19 protein-coding genes are annotated in these 21,689 nt (G+C 69.5%); 7 read left to right on the top strand and 12 right to left on the bottom strand.

Annotated elements, in window-relative coordinates; translation table 11 throughout:
• Positions 1-119: 119 nt before the first annotated feature.
• On the top strand, positions 120-2,402 hold the full coding sequence (locus ACE37J_RS18395; RefSeq protein ID WP_409713958.1) for a xanthine dehydrogenase family protein molybdopterin-binding subunit: 2,283 nt from the start codon (positions 120-122) through the stop codon (positions 2,400-2,402).
• A 9-nt stretch (positions 2,403-2,411) separates the two neighbouring features.
• Here the strand turns inward: ACE37J_RS18395 and ACE37J_RS18400 are convergent, their stop codons facing one another.
• Positions 2,412-2,762 carry a hypothetical protein gene (locus tag ACE37J_RS18400; RefSeq protein ID WP_409713961.1) on the bottom strand — a complete coding sequence of 117 codons (351 nt, stop codon included), beginning with the start codon at positions 2,760-2,762 and terminating at the stop codon, positions 2,412-2,414.
• Positions 2,763-2,884: 122 nt separating this feature from the next.
• On the bottom strand, positions 2,885-5,917 hold the full coding sequence (gene secA, locus ACE37J_RS18405) for a preprotein translocase subunit SecA (RefSeq protein ID WP_409713964.1): 3,033 nt from the start codon (positions 5,915-5,917) through the stop codon (positions 2,885-2,887).
• A gap of 270 nt (positions 5,918-6,187) precedes the next feature.
• Between secA and ACE37J_RS18410 the strand changes: the two genes are divergently transcribed.
• The 4 genes from ACE37J_RS18410 to ACE37J_RS18425 are packed head-to-tail and all read left to right on the top strand — an operon-like array spanning position 6,188 to position 9,737.
• Entirely contained in the window at positions 6,188-7,054 is an 867-nt protein-coding gene (locus tag ACE37J_RS18410) for a peptidylprolyl isomerase (RefSeq protein WP_409713967.1), read from the top strand.
• 6 nt (positions 7,055-7,060) lie between these two features.
• Positions 7,061-8,440, top strand: a complete 1,380-nt coding sequence (gene argJ / locus ACE37J_RS18415; protein WP_409713970.1) for a bifunctional glutamate N-acetyltransferase/amino-acid acetyltransferase ArgJ — start codon at positions 7,061-7,063, stop codon at positions 8,438-8,440.
• Positions 8,437-8,835 carry a (deoxy)nucleoside triphosphate pyrophosphohydrolase gene (locus ACE37J_RS18420; protein ID WP_409713973.1) on the top strand — a complete coding sequence of 133 codons (399 nt, stop codon included), beginning with the start codon at positions 8,437-8,439 and terminating at the stop codon, positions 8,833-8,835. The genes argJ and ACE37J_RS18420 overlap by 4 nt, the downstream gene beginning before the upstream one ends.
• Entirely contained in the window at positions 8,832-9,737 is a 906-nt protein-coding gene (locus tag ACE37J_RS18425; RefSeq protein ID WP_409713976.1) for a DMT family transporter, read from the top strand. Before ACE37J_RS18420 ends, ACE37J_RS18425 begins: the two co-directional genes overlap by 4 nt.
• Positions 9,738-9,773: 36 nt before the next feature.
• Here ACE37J_RS18425 and ACE37J_RS18430 read toward each other — a convergent pair whose 3' ends face one another.
• From ACE37J_RS18430 to carB, 5 genes are all read right to left on the bottom strand, one after another.
• On the bottom strand, positions 9,774-10,220 hold the full coding sequence (locus tag ACE37J_RS18430; RefSeq protein WP_409713979.1) for an NUDIX domain-containing protein: 447 nt from the start codon (positions 10,218-10,220) through the stop codon (positions 9,774-9,776).
• The gene (pobA, locus tag ACE37J_RS18435) at positions 10,217-11,386 is read right to left on the bottom strand and encodes a 4-hydroxybenzoate 3-monooxygenase (RefSeq protein WP_409713982.1); all 1,170 of its coding nucleotides are present in this window, start codon (positions 11,384-11,386) and stop codon (positions 10,217-10,219) included. Before pobA ends, ACE37J_RS18430 begins: the two co-directional genes overlap by 4 nt.
• A gap of 59 nt (positions 11,387-11,445) precedes the next feature.
• Positions 11,446-12,012: a hypothetical protein gene (locus ACE37J_RS18440; protein WP_409713985.1), complete on the bottom strand. Its 567-nt coding sequence runs from the start codon at positions 12,010-12,012 to the stop codon at positions 11,446-11,448.
• Between the two features lie 73 nt (positions 12,013-12,085).
• Entirely contained in the window at positions 12,086-12,832 is a 747-nt protein-coding gene (locus ACE37J_RS18445; RefSeq protein ID WP_409713988.1) for a metallophosphoesterase, read from the bottom strand.
• Complete coding sequence (gene carB, locus ACE37J_RS18450; protein WP_409713991.1) at positions 12,829-16,104, bottom strand: carbamoyl-phosphate synthase large subunit; 3,276 nt, start codon at positions 16,102-16,104, stop codon at positions 12,829-12,831. Before carB ends, ACE37J_RS18445 begins: the two co-directional genes overlap by 4 nt.
• A gap of 181 nt (positions 16,105-16,285) precedes the next feature.
• On the opposite strand from carB, the gene ACE37J_RS18455 reads away from it, so the two are divergent.
• Complete coding sequence (locus ACE37J_RS18455) at positions 16,286-16,612, top strand: VOC family protein (RefSeq protein ID WP_409713994.1); 327 nt, start codon at positions 16,286-16,288, stop codon at positions 16,610-16,612.
• Here ACE37J_RS18455 and ACE37J_RS18460 read toward each other — a convergent pair.
• The 3 genes from ACE37J_RS18460 to ACE37J_RS18470 all read right to left on the bottom strand — a co-directional run bounded on the left by ACE37J_RS18460 (position 16,599) and on the right by ACE37J_RS18470 (position 18,985).
• On the bottom strand, positions 16,599-17,504 hold the full coding sequence (locus tag ACE37J_RS18460) for a DMT family transporter (protein ID WP_409713997.1): 906 nt from the start codon (positions 17,502-17,504) through the stop codon (positions 16,599-16,601). The two genes, ACE37J_RS18455 and ACE37J_RS18460, sit on opposite strands and share 14 nt — an antisense overlap.
• A 95-nt stretch (positions 17,505-17,599) precedes the next feature.
• Entirely contained in the window at positions 17,600-18,499 is a 900-nt protein-coding gene (locus ACE37J_RS18465) for a c-type cytochrome (protein ID WP_409714000.1), read from the bottom strand.
• A 3-nt stretch (positions 18,500-18,502) separates the two neighbouring features.
• Entirely contained in the window at positions 18,503-18,985 is a 483-nt protein-coding gene (locus ACE37J_RS18470) for a c-type cytochrome (RefSeq protein ID WP_409714003.1), read from the bottom strand.
• A 111-nt stretch (positions 18,986-19,096) separates the two neighbouring features.
• Here ACE37J_RS18470 and ACE37J_RS18475 point away from each other — a divergent pair, with 111 nt between their 5' ends.
• Entirely contained in the window at positions 19,097-19,981 is an 885-nt protein-coding gene (locus ACE37J_RS18475; RefSeq protein WP_409714006.1) for a LysR family transcriptional regulator, read from the top strand.
• Here ACE37J_RS18475 and ACE37J_RS18480 read toward each other — a convergent pair.
• Both ACE37J_RS18480 and ACE37J_RS18485 read right to left on the bottom strand, forming a co-directional pair.
• Complete coding sequence (locus ACE37J_RS18480) at positions 19,975-20,187, bottom strand: SlyX family protein (protein WP_409714010.1); 213 nt, start codon at positions 20,185-20,187, stop codon at positions 19,975-19,977. The genes ACE37J_RS18475 and ACE37J_RS18480 overlap by 7 nt on opposite strands.
• The gene (locus ACE37J_RS18485) at positions 20,177-21,673 is read right to left on the bottom strand and encodes a carboxypeptidase M32 (RefSeq protein WP_409714012.1); all 1,497 of its coding nucleotides are present in this window, start codon (positions 21,671-21,673) and stop codon (positions 20,177-20,179) included. Before ACE37J_RS18485 ends, ACE37J_RS18480 begins: the two co-directional genes overlap by 11 nt.
• Positions 21,674-21,689: the final 16 nt, after the last annotated feature.

Raw genomic sequence — 21,689 nt, forward strand, 5'->3', positions numbered from 1 at the left:
GGCGCGATCTTTCCCGTCGAGGGCCGCGCAATGCAAGCCGGCAATGCGCCGCCCGCTCTGGCGCCCGCCGTGCAGGGCGTTAAGTTGCGCCGCGAAGAGGCAGACAGGAGGGCGACGCCATGAAATTCAGCGCGATGAAGTTTGGCGTCGGTCAGCCGGTCCGGCGGCGGGAGGATGTGCGGTTCCTCACCGGCGCGGGGCGCTATATCGACGATCACGCGCCGGAGGGGCTGCTTCACGGCTACGTCCTTCGCGCCGCGGCCGCGCACGCGCGGATCGCCGTTTCCGGCGTAAAGGCGGCGCGGGCGGCGCCGGGCGTCGCGGCGCTCTATGTCGCCGGGGATGTCGCAGAGCGGCTGGCGCCGCTCGAAAGCTCCGCGCCCCTGCCTGGTTTCGCGCCGGTGCGCCAGCCGCATCTGGCGGAGGGCGTCGTCCGCCATGTCGGGCAGCCGATCGCCTTCATCGTAGCGGAGACGCTCGCCGCTGCGCGGGATGCCGCCGAAATGATCGCCGTGGACTATGAGGACCTGCCCGTCGTCGTCTCCGCCCGCGCGGCGCTGGAGCCGGGGGCGCCGGTTCTGCACGAGGCGGCGGCGGGCAATCTCGCCTATTCGTGGGAGGCCGGCGACGCCGCGGCGACGGAGGCGGCCTTCGCCGCTGCGGCGCATGTCGTGCGGGAGCATGTGGTCAACCAGCGGCTCGTCGTCACCTCGATGGAGACGCGCGGGCTGGTGATCCGCTTCGACGCCGGAACGGAGCGATGGGAGGGCTGGGTCGGCAGCCAGGGCGCCCATTCGATGCGGAACGGCATCGCCCGTTCGCTGAGGGTGGAGCCGGCGCGGCTCCGCATCCATGCGCCGGATATCGGCGGCGGATTCGGCATGAAGATCATGCAGCATCCGGAATACGCGCTCGCCGCGCTCGCCGCGCAGGATACCGGGCGCCCGGTGAAGTGGATCGGGGACCGTTCAGAGAGCTTCCTTTCCGACGCGCAGGCGCGCGACCTCGACACCGTGATCGAGGGGGCTTTCGATGCGGAGGGGCGGCTCCTCGCGATCCGGTCGGAAAGCGTCTCCAATCTCGGCGCCTATCATTCGACGATGGGGCCGGCGATCCACACGATCTTCTCCGGCGGGCTGACCGGGGGCGTCTATCGCACGCCTGCGATCCATGTCCGCGTGAAAGGCGCGCTCACCAACACGGCGCCGACGGACGCCTATCGCGGGGCGGGGCGGCCTGAGGTGATCCACTGCACCGAGCGGCTGATGGAGAAGGCTGCGCGGGAGATGGGGGTCGATCCGGTCGCGCTCCGGCGGCTGAACCTGCTCACCCCGGCGGAGATGCCGCACAAGGCGCCGGGCGGGCTCGTCTTCGATTCGCTGGACCCTGCGCGGCTGATCGACGCCGCGCTGGAAGCGGCCGACTGGGGCGGGTTCGAAGACCGGGCGGCCGAGGCCGCTTCCCGCGGGGCCGTGCGCGGTCGCGCCGCGATCTATTACATGGAGCGGACAGGCGGCGGGCCGGACGAGAACGCCGAGGTTTCCATCGGCGAGGATGGCGGCGTACTGGTGAAGATCGGCACGCAGTCGACCGGGCAGGGGCATGAGACGACCTGGGGGCAGGTCCTCGTCGACGCGCTCGGACTCGATATCGGCTCCATCAGCCTCGCGCCGGGGGACAGCGACGCGCTGCCGCTCGGGGGCGGCACGGGCGGTTCACGCTCCACGATCATGGCGACGCGGGTGCTCCGGAACGCCGCGGACGAGATCATCCGCCTCACGCTCCCCGATGCCGCGGAGGAGCTGGAGGTCTCCCCCGCCGATGTCGAGTTCCTCCCCGAGGAGGGCGCCTTCGCCATCGCGGGGACGGACCGGCGCGCATCGCTCCTCTCCGTCGTGAAGAAGCGGGGCGGCGTCTCCGCCATGGGCGTGGTGGGGGACCGGGAACCCTCCTTCCCCAATGGCTGCCACGCGGCGGAAGTGGAGATCGACCTCGAAACGGGCCGCCTCACGCTCGCCCGCTACACGATGGCCGACGATTTCGGCGTCATCATCAATCCGCTTCTCGCCGGCGGACAGGCGCAGGGCGGGGTGGCGCAGGGCGTGGGGCAAGCTTTGCTGGAAGGCGCCGTCTATGACCCGGAGACGGGCCAGCCGCTCACGGCGAGCTTCATGGATTATGCGATCCCGCGGGCGGACGACCTGCCGGCGCTGGAGCCGCGATTCATCGAGATCCCCTGCCTGACCAATCCCTATGGCGTGAAGGGCGGTGGGGAGTCGGGGACGGTCGCCGGCATTCCTGCTGCGACCCTGGCGGCGCATGACGCGCTGCTTCGCGCGGGAGGGCGCCCGATCGAGGGGCCGTTCTCCCCGTGGCGGGTCTGGGAGGCGCTGAGGGGCTAAGCCGCTGCCTCAGGCTCGCGCCTCCTCCCGCCCCGCGCGGGCTTCGAGGAAGGCGCGGACGCGAAGCGCGCGGAGCGCCCGAGGGGTTCCGCGCGGATTGCGACCGGCCGAAGCGACAAGTTCGAAGCGCGGTGAAAGCGTCTCAGGTTCGAGCGTCAGGCGGAGCGCGGGATGCGCGCCGTCACGCTCCGAATGAAGGATGAAGGCGCGACAGGCCTCTGCATAGGCGGACTCCACCCGCGCGGCGATCCGCTCCGCCGCTGCGCGGGTCTGGCGCGCGGCCCGCGCCTGCGCAAAGGCGAAAGCCGAGGCGGAACTCGCGTCCGCGCCGCCGCGACATAACAGGATGGAAGCGCGCATCGTCGTCACCTCTCTGTCCCCGCCCACTTTTTTGAAAATGGTGCAGGAATGCACGCAAGGCAACTGCGGGTTGCGCAGACTCCTGCCTACGGTGACAGCGATGTGACGATTCCGGCGCCGGATCAGGCCAGACGGCCGTGGCAATGCTTGTATTTCTTCCCGCTGCCGCACGGGCAGGGATCGTTCCGACCCACCTTCCCCCATGTTTCCGGCCGCGCGGGATCAAGCGCGACAGCGGCTGCGGCCTCCCGCGCAGGCTCGGGCGCGGCGGATTCGGGTGAAGCAGCGGGCCGCGGCGCCGCCGGGGCGGGCTGCGCGCCGCCCTGCATCGCCGCGAGAAGCTCGGGCGGGATCTGCGGCTGCGCCGGGCGCTCGGCCGGGAAGTCCTCGTGGCTCAGGCGGCGGGTCACGTCCACGCGGAACCGGGTCATCAACCGGTCGAAGAGCTCGAAGGCTTCGGACTTGAACTCGTTAAGCGGGTCGCGCTGCGCGTAGCCGCGCAGCCCGATCACCGAGCGGAGATGATCCAACGTCGTCAGGTGCTCGCGCCAGCCGGCGTCGATGCATTCGAGGAGCACGCCCTTTTCCGCCGCGCGCATCGGCTCCGCACCGTGCTTCGCGACGCGGCGCGCGGCTTGCTCGGCTGTCGCGGCCTCCAGCCGGTCCCGGATCGCCTCGTCGTCCACGCCTTCTTCTGCGGCCCAGGCGACGACCGGCAGATCGAGCGCGAACTGCTCCTTCACCGCGGCGGCGAGGCCCTCGACATCCCACTGTTCGGCATAGGCGCGGGGCGGAATGTGGCGCGTCACGAGATCCTCGATGAGGGAGACACGCATCTCCTCCACCGTCTCGGCGACGTCCTTCACCTCCATGACCTCGCGGCGCTGACCGAAGATGGCCTTGCGCTGGTCGTTCATCACGTCGTCGAATTTCAGCAGGTTCTTGCGGATGTCGAAGTTTCGCGCCTCGACCTTGCCCTGGCTCTTCTCGATGGCCTTGTTGACCCAGGAATGAACGATGGCCTCGCCTTCCTTCAGCCCGAGCCGCTGGAGCATCCCGTCCATCCGCTCGGAACCGAAGATGCGCATCAGGTCGTCTTCGAGCGAGAGGTAGAAGGTGGAGCGGCCCGGGTCGCCCTGCCGGCCCGAGCGGCCGCGGAGCTGGTTGTCGATTCGGCGGCTCTCATGCCGCTCGGTGGCGATCACCCAGAGCCCGCCGGCGGCCTTCGCCGCCTCCTTCGCCGCCGTGACCTCGGCCTTGATCGGGCCGACGACGTCTTCGTGCTTGCCCTCGTCCGCCTCGGCCTTCAGCACCTTGACAGCGGATGAGACGATCTGTTGCGCGACCATCTGGCGGATGACCTGGGCGCGCGCAGCGTTCTGCTGCGGGTCCTCCAGCGGCGGCTGCGCTGCGGTGATCTGCTCCGCCGCGGCGTTCACCTGTCGCTCGATTTCCGGTTTGTGCGCCTCGATCAGCGCGTTGAGGATGCGCCCCTCGGGATTGCCGCCGAGCTGGATGTCGGTGCCGCGTCCGGCCATATTCGTCGCGATGGTCACCGCGCCCGGCGCGCCGGCCTGCGCGATGATCTGCGCCTCCTGCTCATGGAAACGCGCGTTCAGCACCTGATGGGGAACGCCCTCGGGCAGCGCCGCCAGCGCCTCGATCCGCTCGGCCTCCGCAGTGAGGCGCGCGATCTCGGCCGCCTCCTTCTTCTGGTTCAGCTTCGCCGCGAAGTCGCGGAGCTTCGACGCGGCGTCCCGCAGGACGTTCCCGTTCTTCAGCATGCCCGAGAGCATCTCCGACTTCTCGATGGAAGTCGTGCCGACGAGCACGGGCTGCCCGCGGTGATGTGCGTCCGCGATGGCCTGGATGATGGCGACGTATTTTTCCTGTGCGGTGCGGAACACCTGATCGTCGTCGTCCTTCCGGGCGACGGCGACGTTCGTCGGTATCTCCACGACTTCGAGGCCATAGATGGCGCGGAACTCCTCCGCCTCTGTCATGGCCGTGCCGGTCATGCCGGCCAGCTTGTCGTAGAGGCGGAAGTAGTTCTGGAAGGTGACCGAGGCGAGGGTCACGTTCTCCGGCTGGATCGGCTGGCCTTCCTTCGCCTCGACAGCCTGGTGCAGCCCGTCGCCCCAGCGGCGGCCCTCCATCATCCGGCCGGTGAACTCGTCGATGATGACGACCTTGCCGTTGCGGACGATGTAGTCCTTGTCCCTCTGGTAGAGCTTGTGCGCGCGAAGCGCCTGGTTCACGTGATGGACATAGGTGACATTCTCGGGGTCGTAGAGCGTCGTGCCCTCCGGGAGGTGCCCGGCCTTCTTGAGCAGTTGCTCGACCCGCTCCGTCCCCTCCTCGGTCAGGATCGCGGTGCGCTGCTTCTCGTCGATCTCGAAATCGCCCGCCTCAAGCTCCGGCAGGAACTTGTCGATGGCGATGTAGAGATCCGACATGTCTTCCGTCGGACCGGAGATGATGAGCGGCGTGCGCGCCTCGTCGATCAGGATCGAGTCGACCTCGTCCACGATGGCGAAGCGGTGCCCGCGCTGCGCCATCTGGTCGAGCCCGTATTTCATGTTGTCGCGGAGATAGTCGAAGCCGAGTTCGTTGTTCGTCGCGTGGGTGATGTCGCAGGCATAGGCCGCCTTTCGGCTCCGGTCGTCCATGTTCGGGACGATGACGCCGACGGTCATGCCGAGGAAGCGGTAGATGCGGCCCATCCAGTCCGCATCGCGGCGGGCGAGATAATCGTTCACCGTAACGATGTGGACGCCCTTGCCCTCCAGCGCGTTGAGATACGCGGGCATGGTCGCGACAAGCGTCTTGCCCTCGCCCGTCTTCATCTCGGAAATCTTGCCCTGGTGCAGCATCATGCCGCCGATCAGCTGCACATCGAACGGGCGGAGCCCGATCGTGCGCTTGGCCGCCTCCCGCACCGTGGCGAAAGCCTCGGGCAGAAGCTGGTCCAGCGTCTCTCCCTTTTCCAGCCGCGCACGGAACTCCGCCGTCTTGCCCGCCAGCGCCTCGTCGGAGAGCGCGGTGAATTGCGGCTCCAGCGCGTTTATTGCCTGAACCTGCTTCGTGGCCCCCTTCACGACCCTGTCATTGGTCGTGCCGAACACCTTCTTCGCAATTCCGCCAAGACCGAGCATCGCGCGTCCTTCTTTGTGGCGCCGAGCGCGCCCGTAAGGCTCAGGGGCGCCCTCGGGCCGCGCGGTTTTCACGGGATGGGGTCGGGGGCGCTTGTCCGCCACGGCCCGACATCGTAGATGAAGGCGGCGCGCGCCGTTCGGGCCCGTGGGCCGGTCGGACATGTATGCGCCGCCTCCGGGCCTGTCAACGCCGCGCGCCCGGGCCGGGCTTCGCCGAAGGGGCGCGGCCGCGGCCCGGCCGCTTCTCTCGCAGCCCCATGGAGGCCGCCGATGCGCCTGTTTTCCCCGTCCCTCATCGCCGCGCTAGCGCTTCTCGCGCCCCATGCGCCGCTCGTCGCGCAGGAGGAGCCGAAGGTCGATCCCTCGCTCGTTCTCGCGACCGTGAACGGGGAGGAGATCACGCTCCGCGACATCGTCGCGCTCCGCATGGAGCTGCCGCCGCAATTCCAGGCGATCCCGGACACGGTGCTGTTCGATGGATTGATCGAGCAGCTGACCCGGCAGATCCTCCTCCGCCAGGCGGCGGAGCGAACCGGGTTGGCCGAGGAGCCGGCGGTGCTCCGCGGGCTCGAATTCCAGCGCACGAGCTTCCTCGCCGAACTCTATGTGCGGGAGCGGCTGAACGAGCGGATCACGCCGGAGACGGTCGAGGCGGAATATGTCGCGCGCTATCTGAACGCGCCTAAGCCGACGCAGTACAAGGCGCGCCACATCCTCGTTCCCGACGAGGCCGAGGCGGCGGAGATCGCGGCGCTCGCCAAGGCTGAGGGCGCGGATTTCGCGGAGCTGGCCAAGACCCGCTCCAAGGGCCCCTCCGCCCCCGTCGGCGGCGATCTCGGCTGGTTCGAGGAGGGCCAGATGGTTCCTGAATTCCAGGCGGCCGCCTTTGCTCTGGAGCCCGGCCAGGTCTCCGACCCGGTGCAGACCCAGTTCGGCTGGCATGTCATCAAGCTCGAAGAGACGCGGGAGCGGCCGGCGCCGACGCTCGACGAGGTGCGCGAGGAGCTGATCGGCGCGATGAGCGGGGAGATCACGGACGCCGTGGTCGAGGCGCTGCGCGAGGCCGGAGACGTCTCGACGGCCGAGGGTCAGCCGGGGCTCGACCAGCTCCGCAATGACGAGATCGCAGTGGAGTAGGCGGGGATGGGCGAGGGCAAGACGAGGAAGAACCCGGAAAAGCGGCTGCTGAAACTCGGGGAGAAGGCGGAGAAGCTGCGCGCCCGGCTTGCGGAGACGGAGGCGGAGATCGCGGCCCTCTCGCCCCCGAAGGCGAAGTCGAAGGGCCCCGTCTCCCCCTTCGCTCGGCCCTTCCCCGACCTGCCGGAGATCGCCGGCGTGCGCTACGCATCCGGCGCCGCCGGGGTCCGCTATGCGGGGCGGACGGACGTGATGCTGGCCGAGATCGCGGAGGGCTCCGCCGTCGCCGGCGTCCTCACCCGCTCCGCCACCCGTTCCGCGCCGGTGGACTGGTGCCGCGCCCGGCTCGCGGCGATGGACGAAGCCGCGCCGAAGGGGCCTCTCGCCATCGTCGTGAATTCCGGCAACGCCAACGCCTTCACCGGCGAAGCCGGTATGAAGGGCGTCGAGGCGACGGCCGCCGCCGCAGCGAAAGCGGTCGGCGGGGCGCCCGAGGGCGTGATCATCGCCTCAACGGGCGTCATCGGGGAGCCGTTGCCGGCTGAAAAGATCGCCGCGAAGCTCGGCGACCTCGCCGCCGCGCTCTCCCCCTCCGCGGGCAGGGGCGCCGCCGAGGCGATCATGACGACGGACACATTCCCGAAGGGATATGGCGCGCAGTTCGATCTTGGCGGCGTTCCTCATGCCATCGCCGGCTTCGCCAAGGGCTCCGGCATGATCGCGCCCGACATGGCGACGATGCTCGCCTTCGTCTTCACCGATGCGCCGGTTGCGCAGCCGCTGCTCCGCTCCATGGTCTCCGGCGCGACGAAGACGAGCTTCAACTGCGCGACGGTGGACGGGGACACCTCGACTTCCGACACGCTGATCGTCGCCGCCACCGGGAAGGCCGGGGGCGAGCCGATCCTGACGCGGCGCGACCCGCGCGCCGCCCTCTTCGAGGCGGAGCTGAACGCGGCGTTGACCGACCTCGCGATCCAGATCGTGGAGGACGGGGAGGGGATCACGAAATTCGTCTCCGTGAAAGTCACGGGCGCGAAATCGGAGGCTTCCGCCGCCGTGGTCGCCCGCGCCATCGCCAATTCGCCGCTGGTCAAGACCGCCATTGCGGGGGAGGACCCGAACTGGGGCCGGATCGTCATGGCCGTCGGCAAGTCCGGCCAGCCGGCCGAGCGGGATCTCCTTACGATCCGTTTCGGCGACATCCTCGTGGCGGAAAAGGGCTGGCGTGCGCCCGGTTATCGTGAGGAGGAAGGCGCTGCGGCGATGAAGCGGGACCGGATCGAGATCGGCGTCGATCTCGGCCTCGGCTCGGGTGAGGCGCTCGTCTGGACCTGCGACCTCACCCATCGCTACATCGACATCAACGCGGATTACCGCTCTTGAAGGTCGTGCTCGTCTCGGCCGTCGCGCTGATCGACCGGGACGGGCGCGTGCTGGTCGCGGAGCGGCCCGAGGGGAAGTCCATGGCCGGGCTCTGGGAGTTTCCCGGCGGCAAGGTCGAGCCGGGGGAGAGCCCGGAGGCGGCGCTGATCCGCGAGCTGCGGGAGGAACTCGGTATCGAGACCTGGCGCTCCTGCCTTGCGCCGCTCACCTTCGCCTCCCATGCCTATGAGGATTTCCACCTCCTCATGCCGTTATTCGCCTGCCGGAAATGGGAGGGCGTCGTGACGGCGCGGGAGGGGCAGAGGCTGAAATGGGCGCGCGCGTCGGAGCTGCGCGACCTGCCGATGCCGCCCGCCGACGTGCCTCTCGTCGCCGCGCTGAGGGACTGGCTGTGAGCCTCGCGCGCGCGGAAAGGCTCCCCGTCGGCGGGTTCGTCCTTCTCGCCTTCGTCAGCCTCTTCTGGGGGCTGAACTGGCCGGGGATGAAGATCGCGCTCTCGGAGCTGCCGATCTGGTGGTTCCGGGTGCTGAGCGTCGGCGTCGGCGCGGTCGGCCTGATGGCCATCGCCTGGGCCTCGACCGGCGCGCTGCGGCCGACGCGGCGGGAGCTGCGGCCTCTGCTCATTTGCGCGCTCTTCAACATCGTCGGCTGGCATCTTTTCACCGGCTATGGCGTCTCGCTCATGCCGGCGGGTCGCGCCTCTATCATCGCCTTCACCATGCCGGTCTGGGCCGCGCTGCTCGGCGCGCTGATCCTCGGGGAGCGGATCACGGCCTACAAGGTCGCGGGGCTCGTGCTCGGGGTCGCGGCGCTCGCCGTGCTGATCGGGCCGGATCTGATGGCGCTCTCGTCGGCGCCTGCAGGCGCGCTCTTCATGCTTGGCGCGGCGCTGAGCTGGGCGACGGGGACCGTCCTCTTCAAGAAATACGAATGGGATTCGCCCGTCTCCGCGCTGATCGGCTGGCAACTGCTGATCGGCCTCGCGGTGATCCTGCCGGGCGCGCTGATCCTCGAGCCGGCGCCGGATCTGACGGCGCTGAGCGCCAAGGTCTGGATCGCGCTGCTCTATCTTTTCGCGCTGCCCATGATCTTCTGCCAATGGGCGTTCTTCAAGGTCGTACGGATGTTTCCCGCCGCCATCGCCTCGATCGGCACGCTCGCGGTGCCGGTGATCGGGGTCTATTCCAGCGCGCTGATCCTCGGGGAGATCGTCGGCTGGCGCGAAGTCGTCTCCATGGCGCTGACCTGCGCGGCGCTGACCGCGGTGATGGTGCTGCCGGCGCTCCGGCGCGGCTAGGGTTGCGTCTTCAACAGACTTGCGGGCTGTTGAACATCACCGCCGCGCCGCCCAGGCCGCGAGGAGGAGTCGCGTCGCGCCCACCATGGGGAGCGAAGCGAATTGCGTGGGCGCGAAGAGGCCGAACCCGGCGCCTTCGCCGAGGCGGATCGCCTCCGCCCCGACATCCAGCGAAAGCGTGAAGGCGAAGAGCGCGCGGCGCGAGACGGGCGAGACGATGCTGGCGAAGGGCGCGAAGGCGGTGGGTGGGCGGCGGAGCCCCGTCTCCTCCTCGAATTCCCGCGCGGCGGCCTCGGCGAGGCTCTCCCCCGGCTCAACCCCGCCGCCGAAGAGGCCCCATTCGCCAGGATGGACCGGCGCGGCGAGGTCGCGCAACTGCAGGAGGACGCGGCCCGCCGGATCGTGCGGGATGATCACCGCGCCGCGATAATCCTCAAGCGCGCCCGCCTGCGGGCCGAGCGGCGCGAAGTCCGCGGCGCTCAATAGGGGAGCCCCACATAATTCTCGGCCAGCGCTCGCTGCGCCGCCTCCGAACCTTCCAGCCAGTCGAGCTCGGCCTCCTGCATCCGGAGGTCGAAGGCCGTCTGCTCCGGAAAGCGGTGGAGCATGGTTGTGAGGCTCCAGGAGAACCGCACCGCCTTCCATATGCGGGCGAGCGCGCGGGCGGAGTAGCCGTCGATCCCCGCCTCGTCCCCCTCGCGGTAGAAGGCCGCGAGCGCCTCGTGGAGATAGCGCACGTCGGAGACGGCGAGGTTGAGGCCCTTCGCCCCCGTTGGCGGCACGATATGCGCCGCGTCCCCGGCGAGGAAGAGCCGGCCCCAGCGCATTGGCTCGGCGACGTAGGAGCGGAGCGGGGCGACGGATTTCTCGATCACCCGACCGGTCTCCAGCGCCTCAGCCGCCTCCGCGGGGATGCGTCGGCGAAGCTCGCTCCAGAACCGGGCGTCAGGCCAGGCCTCAGGCTCCTCACCGGCGGGAACCTGAACGTAGTAGCGCGAGAGCCCCTCGTTCCTCATGGAGCAGAGCGCGAAGCCGCGCTCGTGCTGGGCGTAGATCAGCTCCCCGCTCACCGGCTTCGACTCGGAGAGAACGCCGAGCCATCCGAATGGATAGACACGCTCGTATTCCGTTAGGACGCTCGCGGGGATCGTGCGGCGGCTGACGCCGTGGAACCCGTCGCAGCCGACCACGAAATCGGAGTCGATCCTGTGTCCCGCGCCGTCCTTTACATAGGTGACAAACGGGGCCGCACCGCCCGCCTCATGGATCGCGACGCCCTCGGCGCCGTCGATCAGCAAGCTCCCGGCCTCGTCATGCGTGGCGTAGAGGTCCTTCGTCACCTCGGTCTGGCCGTAGACCATGACGGGCCGCCCCGCGAGCGCGGCGAGCGGGATTCGGAAGCCGCGGTTGCGCGCCGAGAAATACGTCCCCTCGTGGATATGACCTTCCTGATCCATCCGCGCGCCGAGTCCGGCCTCGCGCAGCGTCTCGACCGTGCCCCATTCGAGCACCCCGGCGCGGATGCGGGCGAGCACATGGCCGCGCTGCCGCCGCTCCAGCACCGCCGTCTCGACGCCGCTCCTCCGCAGGAGATGCGCGAGGAGGAGGCCGGAAGGCCCCGCCCCGATTATGACGACCTGAACACGCATTGCCCCTCCGCGCTTCGAGAAAGCCTAGCGCCGCCGGGCCCGCGCGCAAGCGCCTTCGGTCACCGCGCGGAGAGCGCCGCCGCCCCGGCGATAAATGCGAGGTCCAGCCCGGCGATCAGGAAAGCCGCGCGGAGCCACGCGAATTTCCGGTGGAGGATGCCGGCCAGCGCCGCATTGGCGCGAGCCAGCGAGACGACCAGCTGGCTGACCTGCGCCGTTCTCGCGAAATCCGCATAGCCGTCGCTCCCGTCATAGGAAGCCAGCGCGGGCCACGAATACCTCTCCCGCGCCGCGAGCCGGAGCCTCGCCTCCTTCCCGACATAGCGGGGAATGAGAACGATCAGGCAGGCCAGGAGCCCGGAGGCGTGAAGCAGGACGAGCGCAAGGCCCTCCGCCGTCACCTGGGTCGGGTCGAAGGCCGCCCCGGGGCCGCGCGTCGCGATAAGGCCGATCATGGCGAGCAGCGCGCCGGCCTTTGCGTCGGCGAATTGGGTCTGCTGGACGAGCGTCGCGTTCTGCCCCTGCAGATAGGCAAGTCGCACGCGGGTCATCTGGTCTGTGCTGATCCCCTCCTGCGAGGCGAGGTTTCGGTCAAGCGGGAGCGAGTCGATCTCGTCGGCGGGCACGGCGTCTGTCTCCGGCGCGGCCCCTCGCCGCGTCACCAAACTGAAACAGAACCGTCATACGCCTGCAAGCGGCTCAGCGCAGGCGCGGCCCGCCGAGCACGCGCGCAGCGCCGTCGGCCTCCAGCGCGACGCAGGCGAGCGGCCCGCCATAGCCCGCGCCGGTGTCGATGGCGATGCGGACGCCGTGGTCCTCCACCCGGTCCACCGGCGTATGGCCGTGGACGATGACGGCGCCGTGGTCCGCCCGGCTGTTCAGGAACTCGTCCCGGATCCAGATGAGATCGTCCTCCGCCTGGTCCGACAGCGCTACGCCGGGCTTCACGCCGGCATGGGCGAAGAACCAGCCGCGCCAGCGCCAGAAGCGGCGGAGGCCGGCGAGGAATGCGAAGTGCAGCGCCGGCACGGCTAGCCGCGCCTCCCGGTGCAAGGCCGCGCCGCGCGCCTCCGAGGCGCCCTCGGGCACGGAGAGCCCGTAGGAGCGGAGCGTGTCCGCCCCGCCGATGCGCTCGTGCAGCCACCAGTATTCGCTCCGCAGCTTCGAATCGCGCCCGCCCGGCGCGGCGAGGTAGCGGAAGAACATCCGGTCATGGTTGCCGAGGAGGTTGATCCAGGGCCGCCCCTCCTCTTCCCCGCGGAGGAGAAGCCCGATCACGCCTGCGCTCTCCGGCCCCCTGTCCACGAAGTCCCCGATATGGACGACGACATGGGCGGAGACGGGCGAGGCCGCGAGATCGGCCTCGATCGCCTCGTGCGCCGCATTGAGGAGCGCGAGCTGGCCGTGGACGTCACCGACGGCGTAGACGCGCTCCGGCCCGCTCATGCGCGCCCGTAGGCTTGCAGCGTCTCCACCCCGAGCGGCCCCTCGCTGCGGCTCGCGATGGCGCGGGCGGCGGCCAGCGCGCCGGCGGCGGTCGTGTAATAGGGCGTCCGCATGGCGAGGGCGGTGGCGCGGAGGCTTGCGCTGTCCTTCACCGATTGCGGCAGGTCGGTCGTGTTGAAGACAAGGGCGATCTGGCCGTCCTTCATCATGTCCACGATGTTCGGCCGCCCCTCATAGACCTTCTTCACCGCCGTCGCCTCCACGCCGTTGGCGGAAAGATGCGAGGCGGTGCCGGAGGTCGCCACGATTTCGAAGCCGAGCCCGGAGAGGAGGCGCGCGGCTTCCAAGGCCACCGTCTTGTCCGCATCTTTCACGGAGACGAAGACGCGCCCGCCCTCGGGGAGCGCGATTCCGGCGGCGAGCTGGCTCTTGAGGAAGGCGCGGGGGAAGCTCTTGTCGATCCCCATCACCTCGCCGGTTGAACGCATTTCCGGGCCGAGGAGGGTGTCGACGCCGGGGAAGCGCGCGAAGGGCAGCACCGCCTCCTTCACCGCGACATGGCCAGGCGCCGAGCCCGGCAGCGCGAAGGCGGAGAGCGGCTCGCCCGCCATCACCCGCGCGGCGATTGCGGCGACGGGCGCGCCGACCGCCTTCGCAACGAAGGGCACGGTGCGGGAGGCGCGGGGGTTGACCTCGAGCACGAAGATCTCGCCCTCGCGGATGGCGAACTGCACGTTCATCAGCCCGACGACGCCCAGCGCGCGGGCCATCTCGCCGGTCTGGCGCTTCAGCTCCGCGATGGTTGCGGCGGAAAGCGTATAGGGCGGGAGGGCGCAGGCGCTGTCCCCCGAATGCACGCCGGCCTCCTCGATATGCTCCATGACGCCGGCGACATGCACCTCCCGCCCGTCCGAAAGCGCGTCCACGTCGACCTCCACGGCGCCGGAAAGATAGCCGTCGATCAACACCGGGCTCGCCCCCGAGACGACCACGGCCTCGCGGATGTAGCGCTCTAGCTCGGCGTCCGAGCGCACGATTTCCATCGCCCGGCCGCCGAGGACATAGGAAGGCCGGATCACCACGGGATAGCCGATTTCCTTCGCCACGGCGAAGGCCTCGTCGCGGCTCCGCGCCACGCCGTTCGGCGGCTGGCGGAGGCCGAGTTTCGTCAGGAGCTTCTGGAAGCGCTCCCGGTCCTCCGCAAGGTCGATCGCGTCCGGCGTCGTGCCGAGGATCGGGATGCCCGCCGCCTCGAGCGCGTTGGCGAGCTTCAGCGGCGTCTGGCCGCCGAACTGCACGATGACGCCATGCAGCTCCCCCTTCTCCTGCTCGACGCGGAGGATCTCCAGCACATGCTCGATGGTCAGCGGCTCGAAATAGAGCCGGTCCGACGTGTCGTAATCGGTCGAGACCGTCTCCGGGTTGCAGTTGACCATGATGGTCTCGTAGCCCGCATCCGTCAGGGCATAGCAGGCGTGGCAGCAGCAATAGTCGAACTCGATGCCCTGGCCGATCCGGTTCGGCCCGCCGCCGAGGATGACGACCTTCTTCCGCGCGCTGGGCCGCGCCTCGCATTCGACCTTGCCCATCGCGTCGGCTTCGTAGGTCGAATACATGTAGGGCGTCTGCGCCTCGAACTCCGCGGCGCAGGTGTCGATCCGCTTGAAGACGGCCTTGATCCCGAGCGCGAGACGGCGGCGGCGGATTTCCGCCTCCTCCATGCCGGTCAGCATGGCGAGGCGGCCGTCGGAAAAGCCCATCATCTTCAGGTCGCGCACGCCCTCCACATCGCCTGGCAGGCCCGCCTCGCGGATGCGCGCCTCCTCCGCGACGATCTCTCCGATCCGGTCGAGGAACCACGGGTCGAAGGCGGTGGCGGCGCGGATGTCCTCCTGCGGCAAGCCCTCGCGCATCGCTTGCGCGATCACGCGGATGCGGTCCGGCGTCGCGCGGGAGAGGGCGGCCATCAACGCCGCGCGCCTCTCCTCGTCCCCGCCCGCCTCCTCGAGGCCGGGAATGGCGATCTCGTCCAGCCCGCACAGGCCCGTCTCCATGGAGGACAGCGCCTTCTGAAGGCTTTCGTGGAAGCTGCGGCCGATGGCCATGACCTCGCCGACCGACTTCATCGCTGTCGTCAACTCGGGCTTTGCGCCCGGGAACTTCTCGAAGGCGAAGCGGGGAATTTTCGTCACGACATAGTCGATGGTCGGCTCGAAGCTCGCCGGGGTCACGCCCGTGATGTCGTTGTCGAGCTCGTCGAGCGTGTAGCCGACGGCGAGCTTCGCGGCGATCTTGGCGATGGGGAAGCCCGTCGCCTTCGAGGCGAGGGCGGAGGAGCGGGAGACGCGCGGGTTCATCTCGATCACGACGATCCGCCCGTCCTCCGGGTTGATCGCGAACTGCACGTTGGAGCCGCCCGTCTCCACCCCGATCTCCCGCAGCACGGCGATGGAGGCGGTGCGGAGCATCTGATACTCCTTGTCCGTCAGCGTCAGCGCGGGCGCGACGGTGATGGAATCGCCGGTGTGGACGCCCATCGGGTCCACATTTTCGATGGAGCAGACGATGATGGCGTTGTCCGCCTTGTCGCGGACCACCTCCATCTCGAACTCCTTCCAGCCGAGGAGGGATTCGTCGATCAGGATCTGGCTCACCGGGGAGGCGTCCAGCCCGCTCTCGCAGATACGGAGGAAATCCTCCCGGTTATAGGCGACGCCTCCGCCCGTGCCGCCGAGCGTGTAGGCCGGGCGTATGATCGCGGGGAGGCCCACAATCTCCAGTGCGGCTACGCATTCGGCCATGCTCTCCGCAATCACCGCCTTCGGGTTCTCGAGCCCGATCCGGTCCATCGCCTCGCGGAAGAGCTTGCGATCCTCCGCCATGTCGATGGCTTCCTTCTTCGCGCCGATCAGCTCGATCCCGAGCCGGTCCAGCGCGCCGGATTCCGCCAGCTTCATCGCGGTGTTGAGCCCGGTCTGGCCGCCCATCGTGGGCAGGATCACCATCTTCTCGCCGGGATGGCGGGCCTGCTCCTGCACGATGATCCGCTCGACCACTTCGGGCGTGATCGGCTCGACATAGGTTGCGTCGGCGAGGCCCGGATCGGTCATGATCGTGGCCGGGTTCGAATTGACGAGGACGACGCGGTAGCCCTCCTCCCGAAGCGCCTTGCAGGCCTGTGCGCCGGAATAGTCGAACTCGCAGGCCTGGCCGATGACGATGGGCCCCGCGCCGATGATCAGCACGCTGTCGATGTCGGCGCGTTTCGGCATGAAGGCCCCCGGCAGGATCGGTTTCTCGATCCTTCCGAGCGCGGCCGGCGGGATCGCGCCGGTTTATAGGGATTGCGGCCGGGCGCGCAAGGCGGGGCGGCGGCGCCCCGATTCTCCTTTTCGAGGAGCCTCGTCTGCGGTATTGTTCAAGGCAGATTTATTAACCATCAAGGAGCATTCGATGACCGAGGAATTCGAGACAGTCCGCACCCCCGATGTCGAGACCGCCTGCGCATGGTACGCCTCCGTGTTCGAGGCGGAAACGCTCGCACGTGAAGAGAATGGCGCCCGCTCCATGCGGATCGGCACGCGCCGCTACCGCATCATTCCGGGCGCAGACTCGGAGCCGAAGCATGACGCCCTCGTGCGCGATGTCGATGTCTGCATTGCGCGGGGCGCGACGCGCGGCGGGCGCATCGTGGAGCGCGCGCACAGCGCTCCCTGCGGCGGCCGGGAGGGCCGGGTCATGGACCCGTTCGGTCGGCTCTGGCGGATCAGGAGCGCGTAGGGCCGCGTTTCGACTTCCGGTTCACGAGGACGATGCCGAGCCCGACGAGCGCCAGCGCCGCGACGAGCTGTAGCGTCAGCGCGTCGTCGAAGACGAGCCAGCCGAAAATGACGCCGAAAACCGGCGCGAGAAAGCCGAAGCTCGCCATGTCCGATGCCGGATAGACGGAAAGCACCCAGAACCACGTCAGGAAGCCCATTCCGACCACGACGAAGGACTGGAAGAGCAGGATGGCGAGATGCGCCTCCGTCGGCTCCCTGATCGTGTCCCCCGTCAGGACGGCGAAGGCGATCATCGCCGGCGCGGAGACCGCAAGCTGGTAGAGGAGCTGCATCTCCGGGATCGACTTCGAGAAGGCGGTCGTCCGCGCCATCAGCGCGATCGCGGCCCAGCAGAGCGCGGCGAGGAGGCACATCAGGTCCCCCACCAGGGCCCATTCGGTCGCCGGCGTGGCGTTGCCCGAAAGCGCGAGCGCGACGCCCGAGACGGCGAAGACGAGGCCGAGCGCCTTGGCCTTCGTCATCCCCTCGCCCGGAATGAGGAAATGCGCCCCGAGGGTGACCCATACCGGCATCGTGTAGAAGAAGATCGAGGCGCGGGAGACGGTGGTGAAATCCAGCGCCATGAAGAGCAGCACGAACTCGACCGAGAAGAGAAGCCCGCAGATTACGCCCGGCCGGAAGCTCCCGTCGCTCAAGGAAAGCCGCTTTCGCATCAGGAGCGCGAAGATGAGGACCGGGAGGAAGGCGAGGGCGGAGCGGAGCCCGGCCTGGAAGGCCGGCGCGAAGCCGGCGTTCACCAGCTTCACCAGCACCTGGTTGAGCCCGAGCAGCGCCGAGAAGCCGACGAGAAAGGCGCCACCGAAGGCGTCTATGCGTTCCTTGCGGGCCATTCAGTCCCCGTTTCGCTCCCTGCCTCCATAGAGCAGGCGGGAGCCGCGCTGGCCAGAGCGCGAAACGCGGGGCAGCCCCGCGCGGAGCGCCGGGCTCACCGTTCGGTCGGATGGGGGGGAAGCGCCTTCAGATAGGCGGCGATGGCCGCGCGGTCTTCGCCGGATAGCGCGGCCGTGTTCTTCACCACGTCGGCCATGGAGCCTCCCGCGACATCGTAGTCAGGCGTGAAGCCGGATCTGAGGTATTCTGCGATGTCGGCGGCGCTCCAGGTCAGGCCGGTCTCGTGCGGGGTGAGGTTGGGGATGCGGCCCTTGCCGTCCGGGTTCGGGCCGCCGGCCAGCCAGCGGGAAAGGTCCGGCCCGCCGAGTGCGTTTCGCGCCGTATGGCACTCGCCGCAATGGCCGGGGCCTTCCACCAGATAGCGCCCGCGAGAAAGCGTCTCTCCCTCCACGGCGATCACGGGCTCCGGCGAGAGATAGAGCAGTTTCCAGAGCCCGATCCCCCTTCGGATCGAGAACGGGAAACCGAGTTCGTGCGGCGGGCTCTCCGCGTTCGATGGCGGCAACGTCATCATGTAGGCGTGGAGGTCCGCGATCTCCTGGGGCTCCATCTTCGCGTAGGAGCCGTAGGGGAAGGCCGGGTAATAGTGCGCGCCGTCAGGCGAGACGCCCGCCAGCATTGCGTTCGCGAGGTCCGCGACGGACCAGCCGTCGATACCCTCCGGCGATGGGGAGACGTTCGGCGCGCGGAAGGTTCCGAAATCCGTTTCGAAGGCGAGGCCGCCGGCGAGGACGAGCCGGGCCTCCCCTTCCGCCCCCGGCGCGGCGTGGCAGGAGGCGCAGCCGGAGATTCGGAACACGGCCTCCCCCCGCGCCGCGTCCCCCGTGAGCCCTTCGAGGCGCGCAGGGTCGACGCGCTCCGGCGCAGTGAGCGCGAGGCCGCCGCCGATCCCGGCGAGGCCGAGCGCGGCGACGAGGATGAGCGCCCGGCGCATCCGTCAGCCCTTCGGCTGACGGAACTCCTTGTGGCACCCGCCGCAGGAGGCGCCGACCGGGCCCATCGCGCCCTGAAGCGCGGCGAGGTCGTTCCCGGCGACGGCGGAGAGGTTCGCCGCGGCCTCGGCCAGCGCCTTGCCCTTCTCCGCGATCGCCGGATAGGTCGTCCAGATCACCGGCAGCGCCTCGGTCTTGTCCATGCCGAGGGTCGCATTGTCCGATCCCTGGGGCCACATTGCGGACTGGTCCGCCGTCGACATTGCGGCGAGCGAGGCGGCGGCGGAGGCCGCCTTGGCCGAATCATAGGCGATCTCGCCCTTCGCCATGCCGCCGAGGGTGCCAAGGTAGTGGGCGTAGAGCGTCATCAGCGATTTCCGCGCCTTTACCGCGCGGTCCATGTCCTGCGCCGCGGCGGCGCCGGCGGAGAGGGCGACGAGGGCCGCAAGGCCGAGCTTCACGATCTTTCCGGTCGTCTTGCCAGTCATCTGGGTCGTCTCCTGCTGGGGGCCTCAAGGGCCAATCCTCTTGCGTGGACTGGACGATACATTGTGCGCAATCATGCTAGAACTCTCCAAAAAACGGGAGGAACCTGTGCAATGGCGCACAACTCGACCTGGGACGACCTGCGCATCGTCCTCGCCGTGGCGGAGGCCGGTTCGGTGAACGCGGCGGCGAAAGCGCTCGGCCTCAACCATGCCACGATACTCCGTCGCGTCGACGCCTTCGAGCGCGGTCGCGGTGTGAAGCTCTTCCAGCGAAGCGCCCGCGGCGCCGTGGTGGCGGATGGCGCCGCGCCGCTGATTGATCGGCTCAGGGCGGTAGAGGCGGCGGTCGGCGGGTTCGAGCGGGCGGCGGCGGGCTTCGGCGCGACAGGCGACGCGCTGACCGGGCAACTCCGCCTGACGACGACCGATTCGCTGGCATTCACGGTCCTCCCCCGCATCCTCGCGCGGTTTCGAACGCTGCACCCGGCGATGCGCGTCGAGCTCATCGCCACCAATGCGCGGATCGACCTCGCCCGGCTCGATGCCGAACTTACGATCCGGCCAGCCGGCTCCGCGCCGGAGGGCCTGGTTGCTGAACCGGCTGGCAAGATGCGGATGCGCGTCTTCGGCGCGAGGGCCTATCTGGACCAGAACACGTCTCGCGACCCCGCCGCGCATCGCTGGCTCGGCGTCTCCGCCCTGCTTTCCCGGTCGCCGGCCTATGCGTCGCAGCAGGTTCTGCCCGCCGAGGCGATCGTCGCCCGCGCGGACAGTTTCGTGAGCCTCGCCGCACTCGCCCGCGCCGGTCTCGGCCTCGCCATGCTGCCGGATGTCGTCGCCGAAGGGCTGAGCCCGGCGCCGGGCTTCGATGAGCGGCTGGAGGCGTCGCTCTGGGTCGCGGCCCATCCTGACCTCGCGGATACGCCGCGCGTCGCCGCCTGCAGGCGCTTCTTCGCAGCGGCCTTGCGGGAAGAGCCGGAATTCGCGGATCAGTAATGCGGCGGTTTCGCGTCAGCCGGCGGCGCGTCGCCCTGCTCCTCCAGCATCGCCTCCATCGAGCGGGTGAGCTTGCCGATCTCGGCCTTCAGCGCCTCGATCTCCGCCCAGTGCGCCCGCGCCGTCTCCGCGATGTCCGCGATCTCGGCCTCGGCATGGGCGAGCGCCGTCTCTAGCGCCACGATCCTGTCCTCGTCAGAGCCCATAGAGCGCCCCGAACTTCGCTTCGAGATGGTCGAGCAGCGGCGCCGCGGAGGGCGCCTCGCCCGTCGCCGCCTCGATGAGCAAGGGGGCCGGAAGGAGAGCGCCCTTCGCATGGATGCGCTCCCGCAGCCAGGCGAGGATCGGCCCCGTCTCCGCCTGAGCGATCATCGCCTCCCGCCCCGGCAGCGCACGCTTCATCGCGGCGTCGAGGCAGGCCGCGTAGATGTTGCCGAGCGCATAGGTCGGGAAATAGCCGAAGAGCCCGGCGGACCAGTGCACGTCTTGCAGGACGCCGAGCCCGGCATGGGGAACCTCCCGCCCGAAATCACGCAGGAACCGCGCGTTCCACTCCGCCTCCAGCGCCGCGACGGGGAGCGCGCCGGAGATCAGCTCCCGCTCCAGCTCGAAGCGGAGGAGGATGTGGAGGTTGTAATGCGCCTCGTCCGCCTCCGTGCGGATGAAGCCGGTCTCCACCCGGTTCGCGGCGGCGTGGAGCGCCTCGGGCCCGTCGATCCCGAATTCGCCGAAGGCGTCCCGCATCGCGGGAAAGAGCCACTCCGCGAACGGGCGGGATCGGCCGATCTGGTTCTCCCAGAAGCGGGACTGGCTCTCATGCACGCCCATCGAGCAATAGTCGGCATGGGGCAGGAACGGGTCCGGCGCGCCCTGCGCATAGAGCGCGTGGCCGACCTCGTGGATGGTGGAATAGAGGCAGTTGAACGGGTCCGTCTCGTCCGTCCGCGTCGTGATCCGCACGTCGCCGCCGACGCCGGAGCAGAAGGGATGGACGACGAGGTCGATCCGCCCGGCCTCGAAATCGTAGCCGAGACGGCGGGCGACCTTCCGCGCGAGATCGAGCTGTGCATTCGCCGGGAAGGCGCCGGAGAGGGTCGCCGGCGCCGGCTTCTCCGCGATCGCCGCGCGGAGAGCGGAAAGGCGTGGGCGGAGCCCTTCGAGCAGCGGGGCGACCTCGGCCACGGTCGCGCCCGGCTCGAACTGGTCGAGAAGCGCTTCATAGAGCGCATCCGCGCCCTCGCCCTCCGCGAGGCAGGCCGCCTCTTCCCGCTTCAGCGAAACGATGCGTTCGAGCGCGGGGGCGAAGGCCGGAAAATCCCGCGCCTCCCGCGCCGCGGCCCAGATCTCGTGCGCCGCCGCCGTCTCCCGCGCCAGCGCCTCCGCCAGCCGCTCGGGCAGCCGGGTCGCGGCGCGATGACGCCTCCGCGCCGCCTTCAGGTCCGCCGCCTCGTCGGGCGCAAGCGCCTCGCCCTCCAACGCCGCGATCCACTCGCCCATCCGCGGATCGGCGGAAAGCGCGTGGGTCGTCGCCGCCATCGCCCCCGCCTGCTCCGCCCGCTGCGCCGCGCCCTTGGCCGGCATCATCGCCTCCTGATCCCAGGAGAGGAGCCCTGCGACCTGTTCCAGCGCGGCGATGCGGCGGAGATGCGCGCGGAGCGCGCCGAGCGCGTCGGATGAGGCGATTCCGGTCATCGGCGGGTTCCTTTAC

It is taken from the genome of Pikeienuella sp. (genome assembly GCF_046290545.1).
In the GTDB taxonomy this organism is placed as follows: domain Bacteria; phylum Pseudomonadota; class Alphaproteobacteria; order Rhodobacterales; family Rhodobacteraceae; genus Pikeienuella.